Source organism: Streptomyces luteolifulvus, from assembly GCF_008806595.1.
Classification (GTDB): Bacteria; Actinomycetota; Actinomycetes; order Streptomycetales; family Streptomycetaceae; genus Streptomyces; species Streptomyces luteolifulvus.
This window is the reverse complement of sequence record NZ_VZRB01000002.1, coordinates 371,162-389,834: the sequence shown is the minus strand read 5'-3', so window position 1 is coordinate 389,834 and position 18,673 is coordinate 371,162. Positions and strand designations below refer to the sequence as shown.

The following is an 18,673-nucleotide window of genomic DNA, read 5'->3' as shown; positions in this document are numbered from 1 at the left end:
AGCCCCTGGGGCGTCCCGACCGGAACCGGGGCGCCCCAGGTCCGACAGCCCTTCCCGGCTCTCAGCCGGCCACGCAGAACTCGTTGCCTTCCGGGTCCCGTAGGACGGTCCAGGTCAGGGGCCCGGCGGAGTGTTCCCCGACGACACTGGCACCCAGCTCCACCAGTCGGTCCACCTCGGTGGGCCGGTCCTCGGTGTGGAAGTCGACATGGACCCGGTTCTTCACCTGCCTGGGCTCGGGAACGTGCTGGAAACCGAGCACCAGGGGCTGCGCCCCGACGATGACGAACTCACCGCCGAAGTCCTGGGCGATCTCTGTGTCCAGGACCTCGGCCCACCAGGCGGCAAGTTTGCGGGGCTCGGCACAGTCGACGGTGATCATCTTTGCATCCAGGCTCATATCGCTCACCCTAGCCGCCGGCGGGAGCGGGTCAGGTAAGTCGCCGTCCCCTCTTCGCCGACTGCCGGCTGTGCCCCTTCGTGTCCCCTTCTGGCCGGCCGCTGACCGGCCGCGGTGACCTGAGAAGGCACCGCGGCGGATCACATGTCATCGAACACCGTGACGGGTCACATCTTTCCCGGCCGGTAGTTCGACGGCAGGGTGTAGATGAACTCGCGGGGGTCGCCGTGCGCCGGCTCCAGCTTCTCGTAGGCGCTGTGGTAGCCGAGGGCGTAGAAGTTCCGGTCCGGGTTCCAGGTGTTGTAGCAGTAGATCGAGTTCCGCTTGCGGGTCATGTGAGCGGAGGGGATGTTCAGAACGTAGGACGCACCCCTGGCGCGCTCCCCGTACGGGCGGTCGTAGGCGTAGATGTGGTTGAAGCGGACGTCCCTGATCGTGCCGTCGTTCATCAGGCGGTAGGCCGCGTCGCTGCACGCCTTGTGCGTGGGCGTCACGTCCAGCCAGCCTGCCGCGAACTTGTGCGAGGCCCCGGGGTACTTCCTCGCGAGCGACTTCACCTTCGCCGTGACCGCGTCCACGAACTTGCCGTACGTCGACGGGTCGTGCGCGCTGTCGGGGAGGTCGAAGTTGATGACCTTGTCCACGCCGATCGCCTTCGCCGAGGCCATGAACTCGGCCGTCCGCGCGGGCACGATCATGCTGGCGCCGTCGGTGGGCCAGTTCAGGTCGTGCCAGTGGTTCGGCGCCGCGCACCGCTCACGCAGCAGTTCGCAGGCTCCGACGTTCATCCGCCGGGCCAGGCCGTCGTTCTCCCCGCGGCTGACGAGCACGAGGTAGACCGGGCGGCCCGCCGCCTTGTGCTCCAGGATCGAACCGGCCATGCCGATGGCCTCGTCGTCCTGGTGCGGAGAGTAGAAGATGGCGGGAGCGGCGGCTGCGGAGGCACGGGAGGCGCCCAGGGAGCCCTGCGCCGCCACGGCGGCCGCGGTCAGCGCCCCGGCCGCCAGCACGTGCCGCCGGGACATACCCTCGGCAGTACGGTTCTTGTGCGTGCTCGTGCTCACGTGTGTTCCCCTCAATGGTCTGTTCGCTCCCCGCCGTACGGTGGCGGGCACCCGGTCCGGTGCCCGTGACAACTGCCCGTACGCGGGGCGGTCAGGCGGCGAGGCGGCAGCCGCGAGCCCGTCGGGCACGCGCACCCGACGGACCTCCTGTCTGGATTCCCCTGCTCATTCCCCCGCTCAAGGCGCCGCGTCGCCGGGCCACAAGTCGACCACGGCCGACGATGCCGTTCCAGGCGGTTCCACCGGCAGGAATGTCGACCGGCATACTTCTGCCGGAAGCAGCTCACCAGGCTGATCCATGCCGACCGGGGGAGCCGAATCATGGCCGCGGACACGGGCACGACCGACACCGAGGGCCTGGGCGACGGCGGCGATCCCGACGCCGGTGTCGGGTCCGGCCCCACCACCGGGACGTTCGCCGGGCTCCTCCTGGAACTGCGCGCGCGGGCCGGGCTCAGCCAGGAGGAGCTCGCCCACGCCTCGGGGGTGAGCGTTCGCGCCCTCGCCGACCTGGAGCGCGCCCGGACCCGCGGCCCGCAGCGCCGCACCGTGCAGGCCCTCGCGGACGGGCTCGGCCTGGACCCCGCCGGCGCCGCCGCGCTGGAGGCCGCGGCCCGCCCGGGCCGACCCCGCCCCCGGCCCCGTACGCATCCCGCGCAGTCCGCCCCAACGACCGGCCCCGGCACTCCCCTTGACGACGCCTCGGGCGCCACCTCACCCCCACCCCCACCCTCACCCACAGCCGCAAGCGTGACCGCGCCTGCGTCCGCTCCCGTCCACCATCCCTTGGCTCTCCCCCGCGACCTCGGTGACTTCACCGCCCGCGGCCCAGCCCTCGACGCGCTGCGCGCCCTCGCCGAAGGGCTCGATCCGGTGCGGCCGCCGGTCAGTGTGATGACGGGTCAGCCCGGGCTCGGGAAGACCTCCTTAGCCGTACACGCCGCACACCGGCTGGCCCCGTACTTCCCGGACGGGCAGTACGCCCTCGACCTGCGCGGCATGGACCCGGAGCCGGTGACTCCCCGGGAGGCGCTGGGCCGGCTGCTGCGGGCGCTCGGCGTCCCCGACCGGTCCGTGCCCGCCGGCACGCAGGACCGGGCGGGGCTGTTGCGCTCGGTGCTGGCGGACCGCCGGGTGCTGCTCCTGCTGGACAACGCCGTGCACGAGGAGCAGGTCCACCCGCTGCTCCCCGGCACGGGCCACACCCTCACCCTGGTCACCAGCCGGCACAGCCTGGCCGGGCTCTCGGCGGTGCACCGTACGCACCTGCCCCCGCTGCGCCGGGAGGAGGCGGTGGAACTGCTGACCCGGATCCTCGGTCCGGAGCGGGTACGCGCCGAGGCACAGGCAGCCCGTGACCTCGCGGACCTCTGCGGGTGCCTGCCGCTCGCCGTCCGGATCGCCGGGCAGCGGCTGGCCGCCCGCCCCGGCGAGCGGCTCGGGAAGCTGGCCGCCCGGCTGGCGGCCGAGGGGCAGCGGCTGGACGGCCTGCAGGCCGGCGGGCTGAAGGTGCGAGCGGCCTTCGCGCTGTCGTACGAGCGTCTGAAGCCGGAGTCGAGACGGTTGTTCCGCCGGGCGGCCCTGGCCGCCGCTCCCGGTTTCGGCCCCGAGACCCTCGGGCTGCTGGCGGACCTGCCGACGGCCGCGGCCGCCGCGGGCGCGGAGGAACTGGTGGACGCGGGACTGTTCCAGCCCGATCCGCGCGCCGAACGCTACCGGTTCCACGACCTGTTGAGGCTGTTCGCCGCGGAACGGCTGGCCGCGGAGGACGGCTCCGGGCGCCGGGCCGCAGCGCTGGACCGGACCGCGGACTGGTTGCTCGGCCGGGCCACCGCCGCTGCCCTGCGCTTCGACGCCGACCGGCACGAGGAGACACCCGGTACGGATCCCGACCCGGCCACCGCACCCGTCGGGCGGGCGGCAGCCCGCGTCTGGCTGGAGGCGGAGCGCGACCAATGGCTGGCCGCGCTGCGAAGGGCCGCGGAAACCGGACGGCACCGGCAGGTCATCGACACGGCCCGGGCCATGCACTGGTTCTCCGACCTCACCCAGCACTGGGAGGAGTGGGCGGAGGTCTTCCGGCTGGCCGTGGAGTCGGCCCGCGCCCTGGGCAGCCGGCAGGACGAGGCCGTACAGCTCAACTTCCTGGCCTGGGCGCACAGTCTCTGCCTGCACGACCACGCCGGTGCCCTGGCCGTCGCCGACGAGGCGCTGGCGGTGGCGCGCGAGCTCGGCGACGGCCTCCAGACCGGCTGGGCCCTCGGATACGGTGCGGCGGCCCTGCACCGTATCGGCAGGACCGAGGAGTCCCTCGCCCGGTTCCGGGAGGCGGCCGCGCGCCTGCGCGCCGAATCCTGCGGGCAGGCCCGCCTGGCCGAACTGACCGTGCTGAACGCCATGGGGCACAACCTGCGCCAGTACGGACACGCCGAGGAGGCTCTCGCCATCCACCGGCGCATCGAGGCGGTCTGCCTCGCCGGGATACCGGGGCAGCCCGATCTCGTCGAGATGTACCTGGCCAGCGCCCGCCAGCAGATAGGCAACGACCTCGCGGCCCTGGGCCGCCCCGCCGAAGCGGAGGCACCCCTGCGGCAGGCCCTGGCCTACTTCGAGTCCGCGCGGATGACGGCCTGGACCGAACCGGCCCGCCTGGACCTCGGCATCGTCCTGCGCACCCTGGCCCGCGACCCGGAAGCCCGGCGCGTCCTGGCCACCGCCCAGGCCGCCCTCGCCGCCATGAACAGCCCCCGCCAGGCCGAAGCCGCCGCCGAACTCGGCTTCCTGGAGGAAGGCGGGCACCGCCCGGCGAGTTGATCAGGTCTGCTGTCGACTTGAGCCGGTCGCCGGTCGCCGGTCGCCGGTCGACAGTCGCCAGTGGTCAGTCGCCGGTCGCCGGGCTGAGTGGCCGCCGGTGGCGGAAAGGTTTCCCCGCGCGTTGCCCCGTTTCTCGACCGTGCACAACAATCCCGCGCATGACCTCCGCCATCCGTCATGTGACGATCGACTGCGCCGACGCCTACGCCCTCGGCAGCTTCTGGTCCCAGGCCCTCGGCCGGCCCCTGCACGAGGAGGACCAGCCGGGCGACCCGGAGGCGCTGATCGAGGCCGCCGGCCTGCTGTTCGTCACCGTGCCGGAGGCCAAGACCACCAAGAACCGCCTGCATCTGGACCTTCAGCCGCAGGATCGCACCCGTGACGAGGAGGTCGAGCGTCTGCTCGCACTCGGCGCCCGCCTGATCGACGACCGCCGCAACCCGGACGGCACGGGCTGGGCGGTACTGGCCGACCCGGAGGGCAACGAGTTCTGCGTGGAGCGCAGCGCGGGCGAGCGGCGGGACTGAGCTCTCCGGTACGCACGGTTCGGCACCCCGCACAAGGCGATCCGCCGGGTCGCGGACCTAGGGTATCCAGGGACAAAGCTGGTACCCACAGGTTGGCGTGCCGCTGCAACCGTTGTCGCTGCCGGATCGATCTAGAGGGACATGCACACGATCACGCGGGGAGCGGGCGTCTTCATCCGGCAGTTGGCGTGGTTCGGGTGGCTGCAGGCACGCAGCTGCGCGTTCGCGGTCGCGCTGCTCGGCGGCATGGCAGCGTCCACTCTCCTCCCGCCGCTGCCGGTGGCTCGCTATGACCTGTTGCTTGTATACGGGATTCTGCTCACCGGCGTCGGTCGCCTGCTGGGATGGGAAAGCCGACGGGAGGTGGCCGTTGTGGCCGTCTGTCACATCCTGGGGCTCGCCTTCGAACTCGTGAAAGTGCACGTCGGTTCGTGGACCTATCCCGAGCCGGCCCTCACCAAGGTCGCCGGTGTGCCGCTGTACGGCGGTTTCATGTACGCCGCTGTCGGCAGTTACGTCTGCCGCGCCTGGCGGCTGCTCGACCTCACCCTCACCGGCTACCGGGCGCGCGGCACCGCCGTGCTGGCCGTCCTCCTGTATGTGAACTTCCTCAGCCACCACTGGCTGCCCGACCTGCGCTGGCTGCTGGGCGGTCTGCTGCTGGTGGTGACCACGGGGTCGTGGGTCCACTTCGTGATCGGTGAACGGCGGTACCGGTTGCCGCTGGCGGTGTCCTTCGCGCTGATCGGTTTCTTCCTGTGGCTGGCCGAGAACATCGCCACGTATCTCGGGGCCTGGAGCTACCCGTACCAACTCCACGGCTGGGAACCGGTGTCGGTGTCCAAGTGGGTTTCCTGGGCGCTGCTGATCAGCATCACCTTCGTCATCTGCGGAAGGCTGGACTCAGGCGTGGCCACGAGCCGCGAACTCGACGAACTCCGTCCAGGTGGTGGGAGAGAGGGCGAGCTGAGGGCCGGTCGTGTTCTTTGAGTCGCGGACGTGGATGGTGGTGGGGCAGGTGGCTACCTCGATGCAGTCGCCGGAACTGCCGCTGCTGTACGTCGACTTGCGCCAGGTCAGGGCCACTTCGATGCAGTCGCCGTCACCGCTGCTGCTGTAGCTGCTTTTGAACCATGCCAGTTCGGTGGTGCTCATAGCGCTCCTCGCATCCGCTCCAGCAGGCTCCGGGAGTCTCTCGGGGGAAGAGCCTGTGAGCGCAGTTTCGCATAGCGCATGTGCAGCACACTGATTGATTTCGGGCTGACGATGAACTGACCGCTAAGCTGCGCCTCGCAATACGCGAACCACTCGTTCTCCGGGGTCTCCAACAACTGGATGGGGCCCGCGACTCCCGCGTGGACGCCGCGCTCCATCGGCATCACCTGGAGTTCTACGTGGCGCGGTTCCGTGATCTCCAAGATGTGCTCGATCTGCCCACGCATGACCTCTGCCCCGCCGGTCTCCCGTCGTAGAACGTGCTCTTCGATGATGAAGCTGAAAGCCGTGTGGGGCCGTTCCTCGAACAGGGACTGGCGTTGCATCCGAGCCGTGATCTTGGCTTCGACTTCCGAGTCTGTGAGAGTCGGCACGCGCTCCCGGAAGAGGGTCAGCGCGTGACCCTCTGTCTGCAACAGCCCCGGCACCAGCCGGTTCTCGTACGTATACAGACTGATCGCCTGCTCCTCCAGCTCCGCCCACTGCCGGAACCAGGACGCCAGCCTCTTCTCCCGGCTGACGTGCTTGTATGCCGCCCTCAGCGCGCCGAACGCGTCCAGGACCTGTTCCGCGCGCTCGACGAAGACGCGCGGTGGGAAGCGGCGGCCCTGTTCGATGGAGGCGACCGTGCCCGGCTGGTACTGGACCAGGGGCGCGTACTCCTCCTGCGTGTAGCCGGCCCGCTTGCGGAAAGCCTTGTGCACGGCCCCGAACGACTTCAGAGTGTCGGAGGGCTCCGGCTCGTTCGTGTGGTGCTCGATGCTGAGGGTGCTGTCGGCCATAGGAATCATGGTCACGGAATGTGACGCACACTGTCCACTCCGTAACTCGTACAACTCGCAGCGTACGAGTTTCGCAGCTGGGCTACTCCCTTGTCTCCCGGGACCGTTGACCCATGCAAGGAGACACTCGGGTCCAACCCCCCACCGCTGTCAGCACCTTCACCCAGCTGTTCAGTGCGACCCCGCGTGGCGCGCGTCTCGCACGCAGGCTCGTCACCAACCGGATGGACGTGTGGGGGTACGCCTACGGCTGCGACGCGAACGAGACCGTCACCCTCGTCGTCGCGGAGCTCGCCGCGAACGCCGTACGGCACGGGCGGGTGCGGGGGCGCAGCTTCCGCGTACGGCTGGTGCTGTGCGGGGACGTCGTGCGCGTGGAGGTGCTGGACGCGCGCGTGGACCGGCTGCCCGTGCGCGCGTCGGAGCCGGACGAGGGCGGACGCGGGCTGCTGCTGGTGGAGGCGCTGTCGCGGGAATGGGGTGTGGACCTCCGCCCGGACGGGATGCACAAGACCGTCTGGGCGGAGGTCCCGCTGTCTGCGGCGTGCTTCATTGCTCAGGGGTCGCGTCAACCAGTGTGACGTCAAAGGGGAGTTGGGGAAGCAGTGCGCGACGAGCCGAGCTGCCGTGTCCGGGGCATCCGGTGCTCACTCCCCGGCTGATCCCTGTTCACCTTCCGCCTCGATCCTCCACACGCGGCGCTGTGGCGCAGACAGAAGACAGCGGCTGAAGACAGCGGCAGAAAGCAGCGACAGAAGGCAGTCGCGGACGGCAGCGGCATCCAGGAGGCGGATCATGGGGCACGGTCACCACCACGGACATGGCCAACAGCACGACCACGAGCACGACCACGGGACGGCCTCCGCGCTGCCCGCCGCCTTCGACACCTCCGTGCCCGACGAGGACCTGACCCCCGAGCAGCAGTCGCGCCGCTCGCTGCTGCGCCGCGCGGGGCTCCTCGGCGCGGGCGTGGCCGCCGGGAGCGTCCTCGGCCAGACCGCGGCGTCCCCGGCGTACGCCGCCACCACCGCCACCACCGGCGGCCGCCGCACGGGCGGCTTTCTCTGGCTGGCCGGTGACCACCACATCCACACGCAGTACAGCAGCGACGGCAAGTACCGCGTCGTCGACCAGGTCCGCCAGGGCGCCCGGCACGGCATGGACTGGCTGGTCATCACCGACCACGGCAGCGCGACCCACGCCAAGATCGGCGTGGGCAAGGTCAACCCGGACATCAAGGAGGCCCGGGCCGCATACGAGGACACCCTCGTCTTCCAGGGCCTGGAGTGGAACATCCCCGGCGCCGAGCACGGCACCGTCTTCGTCCACCCGGGCCGGGGCGAGGTCTCCGTCCTCAAGCAGTTCGAGACCGACTACGACGGCAGCGTGAAGAACGCCTCCGACTCCACGCCCGCCAACGAGGCCCTCGCCGTCGCCGGACTCGCGTTCCTCGACGAACAGGTCCGCCGCCGCAAGGTCAAGGACGCCCTGATGCTCGCCAACCACCCGGCGCGGCGCGGTGTCGACTCCCCGCACGAGATCCGTGCCTGGCGGGATGCGACCGACCCGGGCCGCCAGATCGCCGTCGGCTTCGAGGGCGCGCCCGGCCACCAGGCCTCCGGCCTGCCCGCGCCCCTCGGCCCCGCCCGCGCCCGCGGCTTCTACGACAACAACCCCGGCGCCAACTCCTTCGCCGGCTACCCGCTGGAGAGCTACCGCACCTGGGGCGGCTTCGACTGGATGACCGCCACCGTCGGCGGCCTGTGGGACAGCCTCCTCGCCGAGGGCAAGCCCTGGTGGATCACCGCCAACTCCGACTCCCACCAGGTCTACGCCGACACCGCGGTGCGCGGCCCGGGCGGCGACTTCAACGCCAACGGCAGGTACGAGGACCCGGTCTACGGCGGCCGGATCGACACCACCCAGGGCGACTACTGGCCCGGCCAGTACAGCCGTACGCACGTCGGTGCCGACGGTTTCTCGTACGCCGCCGTCATGGACGGCATCCGCGCCGGCCGCATCTGGGTCGACCACGGCCGGCTGATCAGCGGCCTCGACGTCCGTGTCGCCGGCGGCAGCCGCTGGGCCACGCTCGGCGGCGCCCTGCACGTCAAGAACGGCACGAACGTCACGCTCACCGTGGACGTGGCGCTCGCGGGCGGTGCCAACTGGGCGGGCTTCGTGCCGAAGCTGGCCCGGGTGGACGTCATCCAGGGCGATGTGACCGGCCCGGTCGCGGACAAGGACACGTTCACCGCGCCGACGGCCAAGGTCGTGAAGTCGTACGAGATCGACAAGTCCACCGGCATGGTCCGGCTCACCTACGACCTCGGCCGCGTCGACCGCCCGCTGTACGTCCGTCTGCGCGGCACCGACGGCAACCGGTCCGGCGTCGGCCCGATGGGCGCGGCGGTCGACCCGGCGGGTCCGGCCATCGACGTCGTCGGCGACGCCGACCCGTGGCGTGACCTGTGGTTCTACTCCAACCCGGTGTGGGTCCTGCCGTCGTGACACCGTACGTCCTCACGGTGGACGCCGGGATCCGGGACCTGCGCACGGCCGACCACCTTCGCGGAGCTGCTCGCCCGCTCCGCGATCGGCCGGGTGACCGTCCTCGGCTCACCGGGCCGACCCGGCCCGCACACCCGCCTGGTGACCGGACACCATGTCCGCCCGCAGTGGCAGAACGGCGAACTCGTCCTGGCCGCCATGCCCGCCGCGGGCGGCACACTCGTCCCCTTCGAGGTCCCGTATCCGACACCGTGCTGCGCGGACCACTGAAGCGGGCCGGTGGATCGCGGACGTGAACCCCGCCGTCGACCAGGCCGTAGTGCGGAACGTAACTCCAAAAGCCGTACGGGAGATCCGCATGTCCAGTCACCTTGAAGTCCTTGTGGTCGGAGCCGGTATCGCAGGCCTGGCGAGCGCCATCGCGCTCGGCCGCGAGGGAATGCACGTCGACGTCATCGAACGCTCCCCCGAGAGCCGAACCGCGGGAGCCGGGCTCTTCCTGCCCGGGAACAGCGTCCGCGCGCTGACCGCACTGGGGCTGGGCAAGCACCTCAGCGCGCTGGGCGCGCCCGTGCCCGGCCAGCGGCTGATGGACCACCGGGGCAGGGCGCTGGCCGACATCGACATGGCCGACCTGTGGCGGGGAACCGCCGGCTGCGTGGGCATCACCCGAGGCGACCTCCACGCCGCCTTGCAGGACATCGTGCCGGTGCCCGTCCGCCACGGTGTCACCGTGGATTCGCTCAAGCACTCCGACGACGGTGTGCAGGTGGAGTTCAGCGATGGCGGCAGCGCCCGGTACGACGTGGTGGTGGGAGCGGACGGCATACGGTCGAGCCTGCGAGAACTGGTCGATCCCGCGGCCGCTGCCCGCTACCTCGGGCAGGCCAGCTGGCGCTTCCTGACCGGCGACGCCGCCGACATCGACCGGTGGACCGTGTGGCTGGGTCCGGGGACGGCCTTCCTCGCCTACCCCGTCTCCGGGGGCCGGGTGTGCTGTTACGCCGACGTGGCGGCCCCCTCACCCGAGGACCCGACCACTGCCGCCGGCCTTGCCCGCCTCTTCTCCGGCTATGACCAGCGCGTACGCGACCTGCTGGCCACACCCGACGCCCACGAGGCCTACTTCTCACCGGTGGAGGAGGTCAGGTGCGAGACATGGGCGCGCGGACGCGTCGTACTGGTCGGGGACGCGGCCCACGCCAGTTCGCCCAACATGGCTCAGGGAGTCGCCATGGCCGTCGAGGACGCTCAGGTTCTCGCCGAGGTACTGGCCGGCGGGGGCGACACCGAGGAACTCCTGCGCCGGTACGTCCAGCGCAGGCTTCCGCGCACCCGGTGGGTGCAACGGCAGACCCGTCGGCGCGACCGCACCAGGTCCCTGCCCCCCGCCGTGCGCAACCTGGCGTTCCGCCACGGCGCCAAGGCCTTGTTCGAGCGCGGCTACGCTCCGCTGCGCGACCTGCCGTGAAGCCGACCCGCTGGGCGCCGTGTCCCAGCCGACGGCCAACCTGCGGTGGACGGTCGCACAGGCGTTTCTTCAGCGGCCATCGCACGGGTCGTCGTCCGCAGGCATCGGCTTGGTGTCGGCCGCCAGACAAGAGGAGTACACCCGCGGCGGCGTGGGCCGCGGCTCCGGTTCCGACGTGGCACCCACGGCGATGATCACCCCGGCACCGACGAGGGCCAGCCCTGCCATCGCGACGAGCCGGCTACCGCGGCTCACCGATCGCCCCCGAAGTGATTGCGGAGCTCATCGCGGCAGTCGTCCTCGGTGCCGACCTGGACTCGCGAGAAGGCCACCACTCCGTCTCCCTTGCCTTCCTGCTTGGCCTTGGCCAGCTGCCTCTCGATGTCCGCGATGTACTCGGCGCACTCGGCGCTGACGGTTTCCTGGGGCTGTGGGTCCGGGCCCGATGAGGCGTTGAGTTCGGCGGTGGCGGCGAGGCCGGCCGCGCACAGCACGGCCCACGCGGCAACCCACGTGCGGCGGCTCATCCGTATCGGCTTGGGCATCCAGCCAGCCTACGAGTGCCGAGGCGGACTGTCGCCGAATCGCGGTCTGGCACCTTGGCCCGCGATCGACCCGTCGTCCAACCGCCCACCGAAGGCGGCGGTCAGCACCTTCGGGTCGGCGACCGATTTGTCGGAATTGCGTAAGGGGTCCCAGGCGTCGCCCCGGATGATCTAGAGTTCCCGCGGCGGGCAGCCCGCCCGCCGTGCGGACACTCGACTCAGGGGTGGGGATTGACCACTTCAATATTGGCTGCTGCTCCGCAGCGGCGCAGACCCTCGGCTGCGCGATACACCGCCGCCGCGGCGGCGGCCGCAGGCATGGCGCTGGTGGGCGTGGGGCTCACGGCGCCGGCCGCGCACGCGGCCGACAGTGACATCTCGTTCTCGAACGTCGTGTTCAACAACGGCAAGCCCATCGTCGTCGGCATCAGCGCCGAGGTCGAGGCCCCGTTGACGTACACGGTGAAGAGCAACGTGACCCTCGACAGCTGGTGGGTCAACGCGTACCGGGGCACCTACGGGACCAACGAGTACAACCTCGCGGTCTTCACGACCCGGTGGGGCTGCAGCCAATCCTCCGCGGGCGGCTACACCTACCGCGACTGCGACGAGACGATGACCATCGACCCCGACAACATGCCGGGCGGCAATGGCAACAAGCTCGTCAACAGTGACGCCACCGACTGGAAGTCCGTCGGCACAGCCATCAAGAAGGGCGGCGGTTACGACACCGACCTGCTCTCCGCGACGGTCCGCCTCCAGCGTGCCTCGCGCATCCAGAACATGAACGCCTCCCCGGAGCCCGTCACCAAGGGCACGCCCATCACTGTCACCGGCACCGTGCAGCGCGCCAACTGGAGTCTGCACCGCTACGACAATTACGGCGGCCGACTGGTGAAACTGCAGTTCAAGCCCGCCGGTTCCAGCACCTACACCACGGTCAAGTCGGTAACCGCCAGTAGTACCGGCTATCTGAAGACCACGGTAACCGCCTCCCAGGACGGCACCTGGCGCTGGCGCTACAGCGGCAACACCACGACCGGCGCCAGCAACTCCTCCACTGACTACGTAGACGTGAACTAAGTCGAGGGTGGCGGCAGCCCATCCGGCGACTGGGGTCAGGGCGCGCCCGAGGAACGTCTGCCGCTGCACTCCTGACCGACGGCGCCCGCGACCGGCGTACGGCGGAAGTCGGCCGTACGTCGGCAGTCGGCCGTACGCCGGCAGCGGTCCGGCCCCCACTGCCCACTGCCCGCGGCCGACTGCGGACTGTCGACCGCCCACCGCGCCGGCGGCCCGGACGCCGGCACTCTTTACCGGCGCGCGTGGAATCCCTGGGACGTCAAGACGTGGCGCAGCGCCTTCAACGCATGGCTGGTACGGGACTTCACCGTGCCGATCGGGATGCTCAACACCGCCGCGGTGTCCTCAACACTGTGATCGAGGTAGTACCGGTGCACCAGCACCTCGCGGTGGTACGGGGCCAGCTCCGCCATCGCCTCCCTCAACACGTACGCCGTGACCATGCGTTCGCCGACATCGGGAACTCCCTCGACGTCCAGGTCCACGTCGGACGCACTCAACTCGAACGGACGCGTGCGACGGGCCCGGAGACCATCGATGGCCAGCCGCCGTACGACGGTGAAGAGCCAGGGCCGCGCAAGTCCTTGGGTCGATATGAGTCGTTCCGCCTGCCGCCAGGCCCGCAACAGAGCTTCCTGTACGAGGTCCTCGGCACTGTGGACGTCGCCCAAGGTGAGCGTCGTGGCGAAGCGCAGCAGGGCTGCTTCCTCCGTCCTGCTGAGGTGGCCGCCGAGCCGTCGGCTGTCGACGAGATCATCGAACACTGCGACCGGCTGCCGTTTGCCCTGTCCATCGCGGCGGCTCGGGCCCTGTCCCGCTCGGCCTTCCCGCTGGCAACCTTCGCCGGTGAACTCGCCGACGGTCACCGCGGTCTGGACGCCTTCAGTGACACTGACGCGGCGGTCGACGTACGGGCCGTTTTCTTGTCCTCGTACCACGCCCTCACCCCTGCCGCCGCGCGGCTGTTCCGGCTGATCGCCCTGCATCCGGGCCCGGACACCTCGTCGGCCGCCGCCGCGAGCCTCGCGGGCCTCACCGTCCCCCACACCCATCACCTGCTGACCGAACTGACCCAAGCGCACCTCGTGGACGAACGGGCACCCGGCCGGTACGCCGCCCACGACCTGCTGCGCACCTACGCCGGCGAGCTGGCCCATTCCGCCGACGCGCCGGAGGAGCACCACGCCGCCCGGGCCCGCGTCCTCGATCACTATCTGCACTCTGCCCACCGCGCAGGCCGGGCTTACTCTCCCGACCGGCAGGCGATCGTGCCGCCCGACCCCTCCCGGGGCGTCCGGGCCGAGGAATTCGCCTCGGAACCGGGGCACTCCAGCCGGGCCGCGGCCTGGTTCGACGCCGAACGGGCGGTCCTGATGGCGGCCATCGGCACGGCAGCCGCGCACGGGGTCGACACCCACACCTGGCAGCTCGCCTGGACCGTCGGACACTAGCGGCAGAGCGTCTCGGTGATCCCTGTGCCCAGGCACACGTCCACCGGAGTCTGGCACGGGCCGCGACCAAGCTGGGCCGGACCGAAGAGGCGCGCCGGCGCATGGAGCGTGCGGTGGAGCTGTTCACCGCGGCCGGTGAGGTCACCGCCTGCGCAGACAGCCATCGCCAGCTGAGCTGGGTGGCCGAGCGGCACGGCGACCTGGAGGCAGCGCTCTCCCATGCCCAGCAGGCTCTCGCTCTCCAGCGGGCTGCCGGCCACAGCGCGCGCACCGCCGCAGCGCTCAACGCCGTCGGCTGGTGCCACACCCTGCTCGGGCAGCACCAGCAGGCGCTCGACCACTGCCGTGACGCTCTGACGACACACGGGCACCGGGACGGGCGGGATCCTCGACGGCTGATCCGGAGCAGACACTCGGTCCGCCAGGGGTGTCGAAGAAGAGCTTTCCGATCACTGCCGCGTTGTCACGGTAGGGCGTCTTCTCGGCCGCCGCGGGTACCGCTGCGGGCTCCGGGTCCGAGACTCCGGCATCCTCACCCACGTTGTTCGCCACCGGGTTGTCGATGCTCTCCGCCTCCGCCATCCGGTCCGGTGTCCACAGTCCGGGGACGACCGGGTTGGAGAAGGCGGGCAACTGACGCTGAGCCTGCGTGCAGTTGGCCACCAGGAGCATGACCAGAACCGTGAGACCGGCGCCTACCCATCGCGACCGGCGTGACGAGTGCATCGGGGGTACCTCTCTCGCCGACGCATTGGCCCCCACCTCAGCCAAGGGCACGTTTCAGCCGAGGAAGCGAACGGACTTCACCGTGCCGAATCCGATACCGGAGAGATCCTGGACGTTCCCATTGACGATCCGGACGTTGCCCGTGCAGTTGGCTCCGTCCCAGATCTTGAGGGCGCCGCCGGCCTGGAGCGAGCCGGAGAAGCGGACGTTCCGGCAGCCGGGACCTGCCACTCCCTGGGAGGGGTCGGCGAAGTTCGGACCTTGGAAGAAGGTGGCGCTGCTCGCGGGCGAGGCCTTCGGACCGGGGTCGGAACCGGCATCGGCACCAGCATCGGAACCGCTATCGGCACCGGCCTGTCCGTCGCCGGCCTTCTCGCCGTCCGGCTTGACGCCGAACCAAGTGCCGCCCACGCCCTGGCCGTTGGTGTCCCCGGACTTCGTGTCCTTGTTGAACAGGTAGACGGGCCAGCCGCCGAGGGTGACCTGGAAGGCACCGTCGCGCTCGATGAAGCCGATCGCCGACTTGTCGATCCCGTCGAGGAAGACCTTCCCGCCACGCGCGACCAGATACGGCGGCCAGGTGGTCGCGCACTCCCCGCTGCAGTTGGACTTCGACGGATCTGCCGTGTCCTTGTCGAACCGATACAGAGTGAAGCCGGCCCCATTGACCACGACCGGATCCAGTTGTCCGGCGCGTCCGGCCGACAGCTGCACCCACTTGCGGGCCACCGGCTTCTTCGCCGCCACAGCGGGTGCCGCGTCGGGTGCAAAGTCACCGGTCTTTGCAGGCGCGTTGTTCTGCTTCGCCGTGCCGTTCTGGAAGGACAGTTCACTTCCCCCGGATACGGATGACGATGCGCCGGCTCCCGCGTCGGTGGCGTCATTTCCACCGCAGGCGGACAGCAGTCCGTGACCACGGGGGCACGCACGGCCGGTGCCGTACGTCAGTGCTCAGCCCTTCACCGCTCCGGACGTCAGGCCCTGGACGATGTGCCTGCTGGCGACGGCGAACAGCACCATCGTGGGCAGGATGGTGAGCACGGCCGCCGCCGACATCGAGCCCCAGTCGATGTTGAAGCTGGAAATGAAGCCGTTCAGGGCCGTGGGGACGGTCTTGTTGCTGTCGCTGTTCATCAGCGTCACCGACAGGAAGAGCTCGTTCCAGCAGTTGACGAAGTTGAAGATGAACGCGGCCACGATCCCTGGACGCATCACCGGCAGCAGCACCCGGAACAGTGCCCCGAACCGGGACAGCCCGTCGATCATGGCGGCCTCCTCCAGCGCGTCCGGGATGTTCTCGAAGAAGCCGCGCAGCATCACCGTGCAGAAGGGGATGCACACGGCGATGTAGACGAGGATCAGTCCGAGGCGGTTGTCGACCAGCTTCAGGTCGGTCATCAGCAGGTAGAGCGGTCCCAGCGCGATGAACGACGGGATCATCTGGGTGACCAGGGCGGCCATCAGCAGGGCCGACTTGGTGCGGAACTCGAAGCGGGCCAGCACATACGCCGACAGCATCGAGATCGCCGTGGCGGCCGCGCCCGCCACCACCGCGACCACGAGGCTGTTGGTGAGGTAGGTCCCGAAGTCGGCCGTGCCGAACAGGCCACTGTAGTTCTCCAGCGAGAAGTGTTCGGGCCAGTAGGCGATCGGGAAGCGGAAGATGTCGCCGGGTGCCTTGAGCGAGGTGACGGTGATCCAGTAGAGCGGAAAGACGGTGAAGAGCAACCACACCCCGAGGAAGGTGAACCGGACGGCCCGGCCGCCCGCGGTCTCCTTGCCGATCACGGCCTCGCCCCTTTCTTCTCTCGTTTCTTCTCTCCCGTGGCCAGGAGGAAGAACACGGCGAACACCAGCAGCGCGGCCATCACGAGGAGGCCGAGCGCGGAGGCCCTGCCGTAGTCGCCCTGCTGCGTGATCTTGATCATCCAGGTGGTCACGATGTGTGTCTCGTTGTTCGGCCCACCGGCGGTCATCCCGAAGATCAGGTCGGGGAAGTTGAAGATCCAGATCACCCGGAGCAGCACGGTCAGTGCCAGTGTGGTCCGGATGTAGGGGACGGTGATCCGGAAGAGCGTGCGCACCTTGCCGGCTCCGTCCAGTGCCGCCGCCTCGTACAACTCGTCGGGGATCGACTGGAGGGCGGCCAGGATCATGATCGCGAAGAAGGTGACGCCGTACCAGACGTTGGCGATCAGCACCGCCGCCATCGCCGTGTCGGGATCCGCCAGCCAGGCGATCGGCTCGTCGATCAGACCGGCCTTCTGCAGCAGGTCGTTGACGACGCCGAACTCGCTGTTGAACAGCCACCGGAAGAGAATGCCGATGAGGAAACCGGAGATCGCCCAGGGAAAGAAGATCAGCGCCTGGTACAGGCCGCGGAAGCGGAAGCGGCGGCGCAGCCACAGGGCCAGAGCGAAGCCGATCACCAGCTGAGGGACGATCGAACCGATCACCCAGACCGCGGTGTTGCCCAGCACGGTGCCCCAGGCGGGGTCGGCGAAGACGTCGCGGAAGTTCTTCAGGCCGACCCAGGACGTGTCGGTCAGGTCGGTCAGCTTCCAGTTGCGGAAGGCCATGTGACCGCCCGCGAGCATCGGGTAGTACGTGAAGACCGCCACGAAGACGGCGGCCGGCGCCATGTAGGCGGCGATCTGCAGGCCGCGCCGAGAGGTGAACTCCCGCCTGCGGCCCCGCCCTCGGGGGGCGCCTCCCCTGCGGGAGGCGCTGCCCGTGCCAGGCGTGGCCGCCTTCGTCGGTGTGGACGCGACGGACATGCCTACTGCTCCTGCTGCCACTTCTCGGTCCAGTACGCGTCCCAGCCCGCCAGCAGCTCCTTGGGCTTCGTCTTGCCGAGGATCATCTTCTGGACGTCCGTGTCGGCCTTCTGCTGCCACTCGGTCCACCACGCCACGCCGCGCGGCTGGGTCACCACCAGGTACTTCTCCGGGTGCTCGGTCATGGTGACGTAGCTGGCCCACGGGCCGGTCCGGTAGAAGGGGTCGCCGGTGGCCGACTTGAGGATCGGCACGAGGCTGTTCTTCTTGGTGAAGTTCGTCGACGCCTCGCCCTGGGAGAGGAACTCGACCAGGTCCACGGCCGCCTCCTTGTGCCCGCTGCCCTTCGCCACGCCCCACCCGGCCGTCGCCAGCGGCTGGACGGTCTTGCCTCCCGGCCCGGCCACCAGGGGAGCGGTGCTCCACTGACGCGTCGAGATCGCCTTGGACTGCGAGACGGTGGCGATCACCTCGGGGTCCTGCAGCAGAAAGGCCGTGGACCCGTTGGAGAAGGCCTCGACCATCTCCGGATAGCCCCATGCGACGGAGGACTTGGGGGACGCCTGCTCGAACAGCTGCAGATAGGTCGCCAGGGCGTCCTCCGCCTCGGGCGCGGAGAAGATCGTACGGCCGCTCCTGAGTCTGTAGCCGTTGGCCGGGTCGACCTGGTCGGCGACGTACGCCTCGATGACGGCGGTGGCGTTGCTGTGGGCGTTGGCGCCGCCGCGGAAGGCATAGCCATAGCGCCGTGTGGCCGGTTGGTTGATCGCTGACGCCTGCTGCAGCAGTTCCTCCCAGGTGGCGGGCGGCTTGCTGAAGCCGGCCTTCTTGATCAGGTCGGTGCGGTAGAAGAGGCTCAGACCGTAGAAGCCGTACGGGATGAAGTACGTGCGGCCCTTGGCGTCCTTGGAGGCGTTGACGGCGTTCTCCGTCAACGCCTGCCAGCCCTTCCAGCCATCGAGGTCCTTGTTCATGTCGTAGAGCCAGCCATTGTTCGACCAGGGCCCCACGGTGATGTCCCGTACCTCCAGGACGTCGACGCCGCTGCCGGACTGGAGCATCTGCTGGAGCTTCTGGTCGGCCTGCTCGGTGGGCGGGGAGATGAGGTTGACCTTGACCTTGGGGTGCTGCCGCTCGAAGTCGGCTATCAGATCCTTCAGCAGGTCGGTACGGGCGGGGTTCGTCAGGCTCTCCACCATGTTGAGCGTGACCGTTCCGCTCGCGTCGGGGCTCATGGTGGAACAGCCGGCCAGGATCGTCGCGGCGGCCGTACCGAGCGCGAGAGCTGCCGTCCTTCGTCTCATCGT

At 69.8% G+C, this 18,673-nt stretch carries 21 protein-coding genes; 10 read left to right on the top strand and 11 right to left on the bottom strand.

The genetic code is table 11. The features are described 5' to 3' along the window. Window positions 1–61: 61 nt before the first annotated feature. Together F7R91_RS04365 and F7R91_RS04360 are read right to left on the bottom strand one after the other, a co-directional pair. Entirely contained in the window at window positions 62–400 is a 339-nt protein-coding gene (locus F7R91_RS04365; RefSeq protein ID WP_150944606.1) for a VOC family protein, read from the bottom strand. Window positions 401–567: 167 nt separating this feature from the next. Continuing rightward, entirely contained in the window at window positions 568–1,464 is an 897-nt protein-coding gene (locus F7R91_RS04360) for a PIG-L deacetylase family protein (RefSeq protein WP_150944604.1), read from the bottom strand. 321 nt (window positions 1,465–1,785) lie between these two features. Here F7R91_RS04360 and F7R91_RS04355 point away from each other — a divergent pair, with 321 nt between their 5' ends. The 3 genes from F7R91_RS04355 (at window position 1,786) to F7R91_RS04340 (ending at window position 5,795) form a co-directional block, all read left to right on the top strand. Further along, on the top strand, window positions 1,786–4,278 hold the full coding sequence (locus F7R91_RS04355; RefSeq protein WP_150944602.1) for an ATP-binding protein: 2,493 nt from the start codon (window positions 1,786–1,788) through the stop codon (window positions 4,276–4,278). Between the two features lie 158 nt (window positions 4,279–4,436). Beyond that, window positions 4,437–4,805, top strand: a complete 369-nt coding sequence (locus F7R91_RS04345; RefSeq protein WP_150944600.1) for a VOC family protein — start codon at window positions 4,437–4,439, stop codon at window positions 4,803–4,805. Window positions 4,806–4,946: 141 nt separating this feature from the next. After that, the gene (locus tag F7R91_RS04340; RefSeq protein WP_150944598.1) at window positions 4,947–5,795 is read left to right on the top strand and encodes a DUF817 domain-containing protein; all 849 of its coding nucleotides are present in this window, start codon (window positions 4,947–4,949) and stop codon (window positions 5,793–5,795) included. Here F7R91_RS04340 and F7R91_RS04335 read toward each other — a convergent pair. Beyond that, a complete protein-coding gene (locus tag F7R91_RS04335; RefSeq protein ID WP_150944596.1) occupies window positions 5,709–5,960 on the bottom strand; it encodes a DUF397 domain-containing protein in 252 nt (83 codons plus the stop codon). The two genes, F7R91_RS04340 and F7R91_RS04335, sit on opposite strands and share 87 nt — an antisense overlap. Next, the gene (locus tag F7R91_RS04330) at window positions 5,957–6,802 is read right to left on the bottom strand and encodes a helix-turn-helix domain-containing protein (RefSeq protein WP_191971338.1); all 846 of its coding nucleotides are present in this window, start codon (window positions 6,800–6,802) and stop codon (window positions 5,957–5,959) included. The genes F7R91_RS04335 and F7R91_RS04330 overlap by 4 nt, the downstream gene beginning before the upstream one ends. 113 nt (window positions 6,803–6,915) lie before the next feature. Between F7R91_RS04330 and F7R91_RS04325 the strand changes: the two genes are divergently transcribed. The 4 genes from F7R91_RS04325 to F7R91_RS04310 all read left to right on the top strand — a co-directional run bounded on the left by F7R91_RS04325 (window position 6,916) and on the right by F7R91_RS04310 (window position 10,784). After that, entirely contained in the window at window positions 6,916–7,383 is a 468-nt protein-coding gene (locus tag F7R91_RS04325; protein ID WP_150944595.1) for an ATP-binding protein, read from the top strand. 214 nt (window positions 7,384–7,597) lie between these two features. Next, the gene (locus F7R91_RS04320) at window positions 7,598–9,313 is read left to right on the top strand and encodes a PHP domain-containing protein (RefSeq protein WP_150944592.1); all 1,716 of its coding nucleotides are present in this window, start codon (window positions 7,598–7,600) and stop codon (window positions 9,311–9,313) included. A 93-nt stretch (window positions 9,314–9,406) separates the two neighbouring features. Then, window positions 9,407–9,583, top strand: a complete 177-nt coding sequence (locus F7R91_RS04315; protein ID WP_408056003.1) for a hypothetical protein — start codon at window positions 9,407–9,409, stop codon at window positions 9,581–9,583. Between the two features lie 88 nt (window positions 9,584–9,671). Next, a complete protein-coding gene (locus tag F7R91_RS04310) occupies window positions 9,672–10,784 on the top strand; it encodes an FAD-dependent monooxygenase (protein ID WP_191971337.1) in 1,113 nt (370 codons plus the stop codon). A gap of 69 nt (window positions 10,785–10,853) precedes the next feature. On the opposite strand, the gene F7R91_RS04305 is transcribed toward F7R91_RS04310, so the two are convergent. Both F7R91_RS04305 and F7R91_RS04300 read right to left on the bottom strand, forming a co-directional pair. Next, window positions 10,854–11,039, bottom strand: coding sequence for a hypothetical protein (locus F7R91_RS04305; RefSeq protein ID WP_150944589.1), 186 nt, complete (start codon window positions 11,037–11,039; stop codon window positions 10,854–10,856). Beyond that, a complete protein-coding gene (locus F7R91_RS04300; protein WP_150944587.1) occupies window positions 11,036–11,329 on the bottom strand; it encodes a hypothetical protein in 294 nt (97 codons plus the stop codon). The genes F7R91_RS04305 and F7R91_RS04300 overlap by 4 nt, the downstream gene beginning before the upstream one ends. A 231-nt stretch (window positions 11,330–11,560) precedes the next feature. Here F7R91_RS04300 and F7R91_RS04295 point away from each other — a divergent pair, with 231 nt between their 5' ends. Then, window positions 11,561–12,412 (top strand): hypothetical protein, encoded by an 852-nt coding sequence (locus F7R91_RS04295; protein WP_225320518.1) that lies wholly within the window; start codon window positions 11,561–11,563, stop codon window positions 12,410–12,412. A gap of 230 nt (window positions 12,413–12,642) precedes the next feature. Here F7R91_RS04295 and F7R91_RS41845 read toward each other — a convergent pair whose 3' ends face one another. Continuing rightward, window positions 12,643–13,176: a sigma-70 family RNA polymerase sigma factor gene (locus tag F7R91_RS41845; RefSeq protein WP_191971336.1), complete on the bottom strand. Its 534-nt coding sequence runs from the start codon at window positions 13,174–13,176 to the stop codon at window positions 12,643–12,645. Here F7R91_RS41845 and F7R91_RS42500 point away from each other — a divergent pair. After that, window positions 13,135–13,863 (top strand): hypothetical protein, encoded by a 729-nt coding sequence (locus F7R91_RS42500; protein WP_225320517.1) that lies wholly within the window; start codon window positions 13,135–13,137, stop codon window positions 13,861–13,863. The two genes, F7R91_RS41845 and F7R91_RS42500, sit on opposite strands and share 42 nt — an antisense overlap. Continuing rightward, window positions 13,758–14,537: a tetratricopeptide repeat protein gene (locus F7R91_RS44205; RefSeq protein WP_408056007.1), complete on the top strand. Its 780-nt coding sequence runs from the start codon at window positions 13,758–13,760 to the stop codon at window positions 14,535–14,537. The genes F7R91_RS42500 and F7R91_RS44205 overlap by 106 nt, the downstream gene beginning before the upstream one ends. Before the next feature lie 106 nt (window positions 14,538–14,643). Here F7R91_RS44205 and F7R91_RS04275 read toward each other — a convergent pair whose 3' ends face one another. From F7R91_RS04275 to F7R91_RS04260, 4 genes are all read right to left on the bottom strand, one after another. Continuing rightward, window positions 14,644–15,318: a hypothetical protein gene (locus F7R91_RS04275; RefSeq protein ID WP_225320516.1), complete on the bottom strand. Its 675-nt coding sequence runs from the start codon at window positions 15,316–15,318 to the stop codon at window positions 14,644–14,646. A 222-nt stretch (window positions 15,319–15,540) separates the two neighbouring features. Beyond that, window positions 15,541–16,377 (bottom strand): carbohydrate ABC transporter permease, encoded by an 837-nt coding sequence (locus tag F7R91_RS04270; protein WP_150944581.1) that lies wholly within the window; start codon window positions 16,375–16,377, stop codon window positions 15,541–15,543. Further along, window positions 16,374–17,366 (bottom strand): carbohydrate ABC transporter permease, encoded by a 993-nt coding sequence (locus F7R91_RS04265; RefSeq protein WP_150944579.1) that lies wholly within the window; start codon window positions 17,364–17,366, stop codon window positions 16,374–16,376. The genes F7R91_RS04270 and F7R91_RS04265 overlap by 4 nt, the downstream gene beginning before the upstream one ends. Window positions 17,367–17,368: 2 nt before the next feature. After that, window positions 17,369–18,670 carry an ABC transporter substrate-binding protein gene (locus F7R91_RS04260; RefSeq protein WP_150944578.1) on the bottom strand — a complete coding sequence of 434 codons (1,302 nt, stop codon included), beginning with the start codon at window positions 18,668–18,670 and terminating at the stop codon, window positions 17,369–17,371. Window positions 18,671–18,673: the final 3 nt, after the last annotated feature.